This window comes from Paracraurococcus ruber (assembly GCF_004353985.1).
In the GTDB taxonomy this organism is placed as follows: domain Bacteria; phylum Pseudomonadota; class Alphaproteobacteria; order Acetobacterales; family Acetobacteraceae; genus Paracraurococcus; species Paracraurococcus ruber.
Window position 1 is genome coordinate 178,681 of sequence record NZ_SMOA01000001.1, and the last position, 9,454, is coordinate 188,134.

Below are 9,454 nucleotides of genomic sequence, written 5' to 3' on the forward strand. Positions count from 1 at the left end.
GATGAGGGACGAGACGAAAGCGCCGACACGGCGTCAATTGCTGGGCGCAGGCCTCGGCACCTGGGCCGCGGTCGGCACCGGGTCCTGGGTGCTGCGGCCGTCCTGGGCGAATGCGCAGACCGGGCCGATCAAGATCGGCATCGCCACCGACATCACCGGCGCCATCGCCTATGCCGGCAATTCCTGCTGGCAGACCGCGCAGATGGTGGCGGAGGAGATCAACGCCGCCGGCGGCATCGCCGGCCGCCCGATCCAGCTGCACCTGGAGGACACGGCGAGCAACGAGACCACCGCCGTCGCCAATGTCCGCCGGCTGATCCAGCGGGAACGCGTGGACCTCGTCATCGGCGGCATCACCAGCAGCATGCGCCAGGCGATCAAGGACCCGATCGTGACGCGCGGCCGCACCCTCTACATCTACCCGCAGCTCTATGAAGGGCAGGAATGCACGCCCTTCCTGTTCAACACCGGCCCGACGCCGGCGCAGCAATGCGACGAGTTCATCCCCTGGCTGGTGAAGCAGGGCGCCAAGCGTTTCTGCCTGCCCAGCGCCAACTATGTCTGGCCGCGCCTGCTGAACCGCTACGCCCGCAAGGTGATCGAGGCGAATGGCGGCGAGGTCGTGTTCGAGGAATACTACCCGATCGACCAGATCGAGTATTCCTCCACCGTCGCGCGCATCATGAACGACCGGGTGGACTGCGTGTTCAACACAGTCATCCCGCCGGGCGTCGGCCCCTTCTTCAAGCAGCTGCACACCGCCGGCTTCCTCGGCCGCGGCGGGCGGCTGGCCTGCGTCTACTATGACGAGAACATGCTGAACGTGAACCGTCCGGAGGAGATGGAGGGGCTGGCCACCTGCCTCGACTACTTCCAGGCGCTGGACGACAGCTTCAGCAAGGAGCTGCTGGCGAAGTACAACGCCCGCTGGCCGGGCAGCCAGTACCGCTTCGTCGCCGGCAGCGCCGCGACAGGCGTGTGGCGCGCCATGAAGCTGTACGAGCAGGCGGTGATCGCCACCAAGGGCGACACGGCGCGGCAGACGGTGGCCGCGGCCTTCGACAAGGCCAGCATCCCGAACGGCCCGGGTGGCGGCGCCGAGATGGTGCCCGGCAAGTACCACGCGAAGATGAACATGTACATCGCGGTGGCGAAGGCCGGGAACTACCAGCTGCAGCAGCGCTACGAGATGGTGGATCCGAAGGAGTGCTGATGCGGCGACGCATCGCCGTCCTGCCGGTGCTGGAGGGGCTGGGGCTGCTCGCGCTGCTCCTGCTCCCCCTCGCGCTGGAGGATTTCGGCGTGATCTTCGCGACGCGGGTGCTGATCCTCTGCCTGCTGGCGCTGTCCTTCGACCTGGTCTGGGGCCATGCCGGCATCATGAGCTTCGGCCAGGCGCTGTTCTTCGGCGCCGGCGCCTATGGCGTGGCGCTGATCGGGCGCGACCTGGACCTGGCGCAGGCTGCCGCGACGCTGCCGGTGGCGGCGCTGGTCGGCGGTGGCCTCGCCCTGCTCTTCGCCTGGTTCCTGCTGCTGGGGCGGCAGCCCAGCATCATCTTCGTCTCGCTCGGGACGCTCACGGGATCCTACGCGGCGGAACGGCTGGTCAATGCCTCCGAGTATCTCGGCGGCCGCAACGGCATCTCCGGCGTGCCGGTGCTGCAATTCGGCGACTTCGAGTTCCTCGAGGGGCCGCGCTTCTACTACCTCGCGCTCGGCATCCTCGCCGTCGTCTATGTGCTCTGCCGGCTGCTGGTGCGGTCGCAGTTCGGACTGGTGCTGGCGGGGATTCGGGATGACGAGAAGCGCCTCGCCTTCCTCGGCTACCGCGTGCCGCTGTTCAAGGCGGCGGTCTTCGGCTGGGCGGGGCTGGTCGCGGGACTAGGCGGCGGGCTCTACGCCTATCACGAAGGCTTCGCCGGGCCGGTCAGCCTTGGCATGCAGCTGTCCACCATGGCGGTGCTCTACGCGCTGTTCGGCGGCACCGGCACGCTGGCGGGCGCGGTGGTGGGCACCTTCGCGATCGAAGGGCTGAGCCTCGGCCTTTCCGACCTCTCGCCCAGCTTCTGGCCGATCGCCCTCGGCCTGCTGCTGCTGCTGGTCATCGTCTTCCAGCGCACCGGGCTGCTCGGCTTCGTGGTGCCGGAGTCCGAACGGGTCGGCCGCTTCGGCCGGCCGCCGCGCGGCGCGCCGGCGCCCGTGCTGAAGCCGCGGGAAGCCGGGGAGTGAGCGGCGACCCCATCCTCTCGCTGCGCGGCGTCGGCAAGCGCTTCGGCCCCTTGCGGGCGCTGGACGGCGTGGACCTGGATGTCGCGCCGCGCAGCTTCCACGGCCTGATCGGCCCGAACGGCTCGGGCAAGAGCACGCTGCTGCGCGCCATCGCCGGGGAGCACCTGCCGGACGAAGGCAGCGTGTCCTTCGCCGGGGAGGACATCACCACCGCCCAGCCCGCCCGCCGCGCCCGCGCCGGCTTGTCCATCAAGTTCCAGATCACCGCGGTGCTGAAGTCGCTGACCGTCTACGACAACCTGCTGCTGGCGCTGCAGGCCGCGGGCGCGCCGGGCCTGGGCGCGCTGCTGCTGTCGCGAACCAGGCGCAGCCTGCATGAGGCGGTGATGGAGCAACTCGCGGCGTTCCGCCTGGCCGAGCACGCCGATACGGTCGCCGCCAATCTCAGCCATGGCCAGCAGCAATGGCTGGAGATCGCCATGGCGCTGGCCGCCCGCCCGCGCCTGCTGCTGCTGGACGAGCCGACGGGCGGGATGAGCCCGGAGGAGCGCCGCGCCACCGGCGAATTGCTGCAGCCGATCCGGGAGCATTGCGCGCTGGTGATCGTCGAGCACGACCTGGATTTCATCAAGGAGTTCTGCGACCGCTTGACGGTGCTGGACGGAGGCAAGGTGCTGGACGAGGGGACGCCCGCCGAGATTGAGGGCAGCGAGAAGGTCCAGGCGGTGTATACCCGCCGTGCCTGACGCCCTGCCGCTCCGCCCGCCCGCCATCCTCGACGTGCAGGACCTGCAGGCCGGCTATGGCCGCAGCCGCGTGCTGTTCGGCATCTCCCTGCTGGTGCCGCAGCGTGGCGCGGTCGCCATCCTCGGCCGCAACGGCGTCGGCAAGACCACGCTGATGCGCGCCATCATGGGCGAGTTGCCGGCCGAGGAAGGGCGCATCTTCCTGGCCGGGCAGGAGATGACGCGGGCGCGCACGGAACAGCGGGTGAAGTCCGGCATCGCCTATGTGCCGCAGGAAGGCGCCGTCTTCGCGCGCATGAGCGTACGGGAGAACCTGATGGTCGGCGCCATCGGGGCGCGGCGCGGCGGCCAGGGGGGCGGCCGCGCGCCCTCCCTCGACCTTGCCATCGATGCCTTCCCCAAGCTCGGCCAGCGCCTCGCCCAGCCGGCCGGCACGCTCTCGGGCGGGGAGCGCAAGATGGTGGCGATCGGCCGCGCCCTGCTGGGCGAGCCGAAGCTGCTGCTGCTGGACGAACCGACCGAGGGCGTCTGGGTCGGCGTCATCGAGGAGATCGCCGACCGGCTCACCGAGCTCGCCACGCGCATCGGCGTGGTGATCGTCGAGCAGCATGTGGACCTGGCGCTGCGGGTGGCCGGCCATGCCGTGGTGATGGATCGCGGCCGGGTCGGCTTCGAGGGGCCGAGCGAGGCGGTCCGCGACGATCCCCGCCTGCTGCGCTACCTCGCGCCCTAGCGTGGGGCGCGGCGCGGCGCGAACGCCGCGGCGCGCCAAGCCACTGCGGGGACGGCGGCTTGGGCCGGCGCGCAGCCGGGCGACGGCGCAAGCCGCCCCAGGGCGGGCTGGACCTGGCCTGGGGCTTTGCGGTGAGGGGCAGGGTGACGCCGGCGAGCGCTTCCGCTCTCCGGCCATCTGCCCCGGATGACGGAGGAGGGACACCGGATGACGACGCACACATTGAAGGTGCCGGATCTCGCGACGCTGCAGGAGGTGGCGGCCGAGCTCGGCATGAGCATCCCGGAGAAGGAGCTCGTCCAGCACCTGCAGAAGCTGGAAGGCGGCTTCGCCGCCTACAACCTGCTGGACCAGATGCCGGACGAGGTGCCGGAGGTCCGCTACCCGCGCACGCCCGGCAAGCGCCCCGCCGCCGCGGAGAACCCGTATGGCGCCTGGTATGTGAAGACCACCATCGAAGGCGCGTCCACCGGCCCGCTGAAGGGCAAGACCGTCGCGGTCAAGGACAATGTCTGCATCGCCGGCGTGCCGATGATGAACGGCGCCTCCACCCTGGAAGGCTATGTGCCGGACGTGGACGCCACCATCGTCACCCGCATCCTGGATGCCGGCGGCACCATCGCCGGCAAGACGGTCTGCGAGTATTTCTGCTTCTCCGGCGGCAGCCACACCGCCTCCTCCGGCCATGTCCACAATCCGCGCAAGCCGGGCTATTCGGCGGGCGGCTCGTCCTCCGGCAGCGCGGCGGTGGTCGCGGCCGGCGAGGTGCCGATGGCGATCGGCGGCGACCAGGGCGGGTCCATCCGCATGCCCGCCTCCTATTGCGGGATCTATGGGCTGAAGCCGACGCATGGCCTCGTCCCCTATTCCGGCATCATGCCGATCGAGCTCACCCTCGACCACACCGGGCCGATGACCGCAACCGTCGAGGACAATGCCCTGCTGCTGGAAGTGCTGGCCGGGCCGGACGGGCTGGACCCGCGGCAGTACGGCGCCAAGTCCCGCCCCTTCCGCGACGCCATGCGGCGCGGCGCCAAGAGCCTCAGGATCGGCATCGTCGAGGAAGGCTTCGGCTGGCCGCAGAGCATGGAAGCCAGCGACGCGCTGGTGCGGGAAGGCGCGGATCGCTTCCGCGGCCTCGGCGCCACGGTCGAGACGGTCAGCATCCCGATGCACCGCGTGGCCGGCGCCATCTGGCTGCCGGTGGCGGCCGAAGGCGCCACCATGCAGATGATGATGGGCAACGGCTTCGGCTTCAACTGGCAGGGGCTCTACGTCACCTCGCTGCTGGATGCGCACAGCAACTGGCGCGGCCGGGCGGATGAGCTGTCCGACACACTGAAGAACACCATGCTGCTCGGCCACTACATGGCGACGCGGCATCGCGGCCACTACTACGCCAAGGCGCAGAACCTGGTGCGCCGGTTGCGCGCCGCCTATGACAGCGTGCTGGCGCAGTACGACCTGCTGCTGATGCCGACGCTGCCGATGGTGGCGACGAAGCTGCCGGAGATGACGGCGGAGCCGGCCGAGATCATCGACCGCGCCTTCGAGATGCTGCCCAACACCTCGCCCTTCGACTGCACCCACCACCCGGCGATGAGCCTGCCCTGCGGCCTGGTGGACGGGCTGCCGGCCGGGCTGATGCTGGTCGGGCGGATGAACGACGAGGAGACGATCTACGCCGCCTCCGCCGCCTTCGAGGCGGGGGTGGACTGGAAATCCCTGAAGGCCTGAGCCGGGGAGGGGGCGGCCTCGGCCGCCCCGATCCGGTGGGCGGCGCCGCCGCGCGGTGGTACCTGGGGCCGGACTTGAACCGGCGACCCCGGCATTATGAGTGCCGTGCTCTAACCAGCTGAGCTACCCAGGCGCGCGGTGGCGGGGTATGGCCGCTTTGGTCCTTGAATGCAAGCCGCGTGATCTGGTGTTTTGATTTCAGAACAAATAATGGCGGTGCGTCGGCGCAGCGGCGCCCGCGCCGCCGGCATGAGGATGGGAACGCGCCATGGGATTGCTGATCGATCCGCATGAAATCTATTTCAACCACTTCATCAACGGCTTCAACCAGCGCTTCGGCCCGGCGCATCCGGCGCCGGAGCCAGCCTGGGTCGCCAATGCCGCGGCCGTCGCCGGGCCGGCGCGCGCCGCGCTGGCCGGCGGCATCGCCGAGATCGCGGCCCTGCAGCGGGAATTTGGCATCTTCCGGCCCGGCCGGTCCTTCCTGCAATCCGTCGCGCTGCTGGGCCTGACCGGCGCGCTGCACGGCGCGGCGAAGGAACGCTGGCTGGAATACCTGGCCAAGCTGCCGCGCATGCAGTCGAACAATCCCCGCGAGACCGGGGAGGAGCGGATCGTCAACGCGCTGGTCGCCAATTTCGACCGCAAGGACGGGCCGCTGCCCTGCTACATGCAGGCGCATGACGGGCGGACGCTGGAACCCGGCCTCGTCGTCGTCTCGGAAGGCACGCCGCTCTTCTACCTCGAAGGGCAGCGCTTCCTGACGATCTGCCTGCCCATGCGGCCATCCGGCGGGCCGGGGGTGGCGACCGGGCTGCGCCCCGCCGGCAGCCCGGCCGCGGCGGCACCGGCGCCCGCGGCACCGGATGCGCCCGCCGCGCCGGACACGCCGCCGGATGCGCCGCCACCCGCGGCGCCTAGGTCCCGCGGGCGGAGCCGGAAGCCGAAGGGGTGAGCCGGGCGGCCGCGTTGCGGCCCCTGCACCGCGCCATCGCCGGCTACTACGCGGGACGGCTGGCGCGCTTCGGCGCCACGCCGCTGGGCGTGGACTGGACCTGCATGCCGACGCAGCACCTCCGCCATCTCCAGCTTCTCCGGCTCTGCGACACCACCGCGCCGGCCACGGTCAACGACCTCGGCTGCGGCTATGGCGCATTGCTGGAGTTGCTCGAGGACCGGCACCCAGGCTGGGCGGTGGACTATTGCGGCGTGGATGTCGCGGCCGCCATGGTGCGGGCAGCGCGCCGGCGCTGGCGCGGGCGGCCGGCCACGCGCTTCGCCACCGGCGCCGCCCCGCCGCGCGGCGCCGATTACGGCCTGGCCAGCGGCATCTTCAACGTCCGCCTGGACCACGACCTGATCGTCTGGGAGGCGATGGTGGCGGCGACCCTGGCGGCGCTGGCGCGGACCAGCCGGCGCGGCTTCGCGGTGAACCTGCTGCTGCCGCCGGCGAAGCCCGGCCTCTATGCCGCGCCGCCGGAACGCTGGGCGGCGCATTGCCGCGACCGGCTCGGCCTCGTGGTCGAGGTGGTCGCGGGCTATGGCCTGCCCGAGGCGACGCTCATCGCCCGGGTCCCTCCCGGCTGACCCGGCCGTCCAGCGCGCGCCGCGCCAGGCGCCAGCGCGGCCGGAAGATGGTCGCTCCGGTCTCCTCGATCAGTGCCTCCGCCTCGGCCAGCAGGGTGGCGGCCTCGGTGCTGGCGGGCAGGGCCTGGGCCAGGGTGATCCGCGCCCGGCAGGCCGGCAGGCGGGAGGCGCGGCTGGCCGCCAGCCCGATCGCCCGCCTCGCCGCCGCCGCCGCGCCCGCGGCATCGGCCAGGCGCAGCCGGTGCTCGGCCAGGCTCGCCAGCAATTCCGGCTCGAACTCGATCGCCGCGCGGCTCTCGGCCAGCAGGCCCAGGCTGCGCTCGATTCCCTCCGCCGCCGCGTCATGGTTGCCGGCGATGCCGCGGGCGATTGCCTCGATGGCGGCGGAATAGGCGCGCAGGTAGGAGCTGCCGTGCCGCGCCGCCAGCGCGGCGATCTTCGCGGCATGCCGCGCCGCCATCGCCGCGTCGTCGGTGCACCAGGCCAGGTCCACATAGCCGACATGGCCGATGAACTGCACCGTCGGGTCGATCAGCTCGTTGATCGCGATGATGGCGTCGAGGCAGGCGGTCCCCTCCTCGAACCGGCCGAGCCGCACCAGGATCCGCCCGCGCAGCGCCAGCGCCCAGTGCCGCAGGCTGTAGCCGAGGAAGCGGTGGTCGAAATCGCTCACCGCGCCGACGCCGGCCAGCGCGGCGTCGCTCGCCTCCAGCGCCTGGCGCAGCAGCCCGGCCCAGCCATAGGCATGGCTCAGCGCCGCCTGCAGCGTCGCCACCCGCCCGGCATCGCCGCGCGCCGCGGCCAGGGCGATGGCCCGGCGGATCTCGGCGACGAAGGTGTCGGCGCTGCCGCCATTCACCTGCGTGATCCGCGCCGCCACCAGCATCAGCAGCGGCTGGACCGAATCGTCGGTCTCGCCTGCCCAGCCCAGCGCCTCCTCGACGAAGGGCCGCGCCTGCTCGGGCGTCAGGCCCTCCCGCCAGCCGACCCAGGCGATCTGGCCGCTCGCCTCGATCCGCAGCCGGTCGCTCTCCGGGGCGCGCGGCATGCCGGCCAGCAGCCCGCGCACCTTGTGCCAGAAACGCGTCGCCTCGGCGGAGCTGCGCGGGCCCAGCCAGCGCGCGGCATGCGCGGCATAGACCGCGGCCTGGCGCGGCTCCCCGCCTTCCTCGTGGTGGTAGGCGATCAGCGCCGCCGCATCCTCCTGCCGGGCGGGGTCCAGGCGTTCCATGGCGCGGGCGACCGCGGCGTGCAGCGGCGCCCGGCGGGCCTGCAGCTGCATGCCGTAGGCGACTTCGCGGATCAGCGGGTGGCGGAACTGGAAGTCCGGCTCCGCCATCCCCGGCGCGCGCTGCAGCAGCCCGTCCTCGCACAGCCCGGCCAGCGCCACGTCCAGCGCCGCGCGGTCCAGCTGCGCCACCGCCTGCAGCACCGGCAGGCGGAAGGTCTGGCCGATCACCGCCGCCGTCTGCAGCACCCGCCGCGGCGTGCCCGCCAGGCTGTCGATGCGGGCGCCGATCACCGCCTGCAGGTTCGGCGGCAGCACCCCCTGGCCCTCGGCCTCGCCGCGGCGGAAGGCGCCGCTCTCCCCGGCGATGATGCCCTGGCCGCGCAGCGCCCGGACGAGTTCCTCGGCGAAGAAGGGGTTGCCGCCGCTGCGCGCGGCGATCCTGGCGCGCAGCCCGGCCAGCGCCGGGTCCGGGCCGACCAGGCTGGCGATCAGCGCCCCGGTCTCCGCCTCGCCCAGCTCCGCCAGGGCGATCCGGTTGGCGCGCGGCGGCTGCATCCAGGGCCGGTCATGCCCCGGCCGGCTGTTCACCACCAGCAGGCAGCGCGTGTCCCGCACCGCCGCGGCCAGCGCCGCGACGAAGCCCTCGCTCGCCTCGTCCAGCCAGTGCAGGTCCTCGAGCAGGATGACCGAGCGTTCGGCGCCGCGCCGCCGCACCAGCGTGGTGACGATGTCCACCAGCCGGGCAATGCGCGCCACCGGGTTCAGCCAGGCCGGCAGGGCCATGCGGCCGGGGATGCCGAGGAAGTCGCAGACCACCGCCGCATCCACCGGGTCGGCGGCGCCGGCGGCGGCCAGCGCCTGCTCGACCCGCGCGGCGGAGAGCGGCCCGGCCTCCTCCGCCTCCAGCCCCAGCCAGGCGGAGCGGAGGAATTCCGTCATCGGCTGCAGCGGCCGCGCCGTGCCGTAGGGCTGCACGCGGATGGCGGCGACCGGCAGCCCCTCCGCGCGGCAGGCGGCGGCGAATTCCTGGCACAGGCGGCTCTTGCCGGTGCCGGGCGCGCCGATGACGGCGGCGATCCGCGCCTCCCCCGGCTCCGTCGCCACCAGCGCCTGGCGCAGCCGCGCCATCTCCCGGTCGCGGCCGACCATCGGCGCCGCGGCTTCGGCCGGCGGGCGCGCGGCGCCGCCGGG

Annotated in this window: 8 protein-coding genes and 1 tRNA gene; 7 read left to right on the top strand and 2 right to left on the bottom strand. The window is 72.5% G+C overall.

Going from position 1 to position 9,454, the window contains the following annotated elements; genetic code table 11:
* Position 1 precedes the first annotated feature (1 nt).
* The 5 genes from E2C05_RS00755 to E2C05_RS00775 all read left to right on the top strand — a co-directional run bounded on the left by E2C05_RS00755 (position 2) and on the right by E2C05_RS00775 (position 5,445).
* Entirely contained in the window at positions 2 to 1,213 is a 1,212-nt protein-coding gene (locus tag E2C05_RS00755) for a substrate-binding protein (protein ID WP_133217679.1), read from the top strand.
* Positions 1,213 to 2,229, top strand: coding sequence for a branched-chain amino acid ABC transporter permease (locus tag E2C05_RS00760; RefSeq protein ID WP_133217680.1), 1,017 nt, complete (start codon positions 1,213 to 1,215; stop codon positions 2,227 to 2,229). The genes E2C05_RS00755 and E2C05_RS00760 overlap by 1 nt, the downstream gene beginning before the upstream one ends.
* Entirely contained in the window at positions 2,226 to 2,975 is a 750-nt protein-coding gene (locus tag E2C05_RS00765; RefSeq protein WP_133217681.1) for an ABC transporter ATP-binding protein, read from the top strand. Before E2C05_RS00760 ends, E2C05_RS00765 begins: the two co-directional genes overlap by 4 nt.
* On the top strand, positions 2,968 to 3,708 hold the full coding sequence (locus tag E2C05_RS00770) for an ABC transporter ATP-binding protein (protein ID WP_200305227.1): 741 nt from the start codon (positions 2,968 to 2,970) through the stop codon (positions 3,706 to 3,708). Before E2C05_RS00765 ends, E2C05_RS00770 begins: the two co-directional genes overlap by 8 nt.
* A 207-nt stretch (positions 3,709 to 3,915) precedes the next feature.
* Complete coding sequence (locus tag E2C05_RS00775; RefSeq protein ID WP_133217682.1) at positions 3,916 to 5,445, top strand: amidase; 1,530 nt, start codon at positions 3,916 to 3,918, stop codon at positions 5,443 to 5,445.
* A gap of 56 nt (positions 5,446 to 5,501) precedes the next feature.
* Here the strand turns inward: E2C05_RS00775 and E2C05_RS00780 are convergent.
* Positions 5,502 to 5,578 (bottom strand) — tRNA-Met (locus tag E2C05_RS00780).
* 135 nt (positions 5,579 to 5,713) lie between these two features.
* Between E2C05_RS00780 and E2C05_RS33990 the strand changes: the two genes are divergently transcribed.
* Both E2C05_RS33990 and E2C05_RS00790 read left to right on the top strand, forming a co-directional pair.
* The gene (locus tag E2C05_RS33990; RefSeq protein ID WP_192912400.1) at positions 5,714 to 6,400 is read left to right on the top strand and encodes a hypothetical protein; all 687 of its coding nucleotides are present in this window, start codon (positions 5,714 to 5,716) and stop codon (positions 6,398 to 6,400) included.
* Positions 6,397 to 7,032, top strand: a complete 636-nt coding sequence (locus tag E2C05_RS00790) for a methyltransferase domain-containing protein (RefSeq protein WP_133217683.1) — start codon at positions 6,397 to 6,399, stop codon at positions 7,030 to 7,032. Before E2C05_RS33990 ends, E2C05_RS00790 begins: the two co-directional genes overlap by 4 nt.
* Here E2C05_RS00790 and E2C05_RS00795 read toward each other — a convergent pair.
* Positions 7,007 to 9,454, bottom strand: a 2,448-nt coding sequence (locus E2C05_RS00795) for an ATP-binding protein (RefSeq protein ID WP_133217684.1), incomplete at its 5' end; no start/stop codon positions are given. The two genes, E2C05_RS00790 and E2C05_RS00795, sit on opposite strands and share 26 nt — an antisense overlap.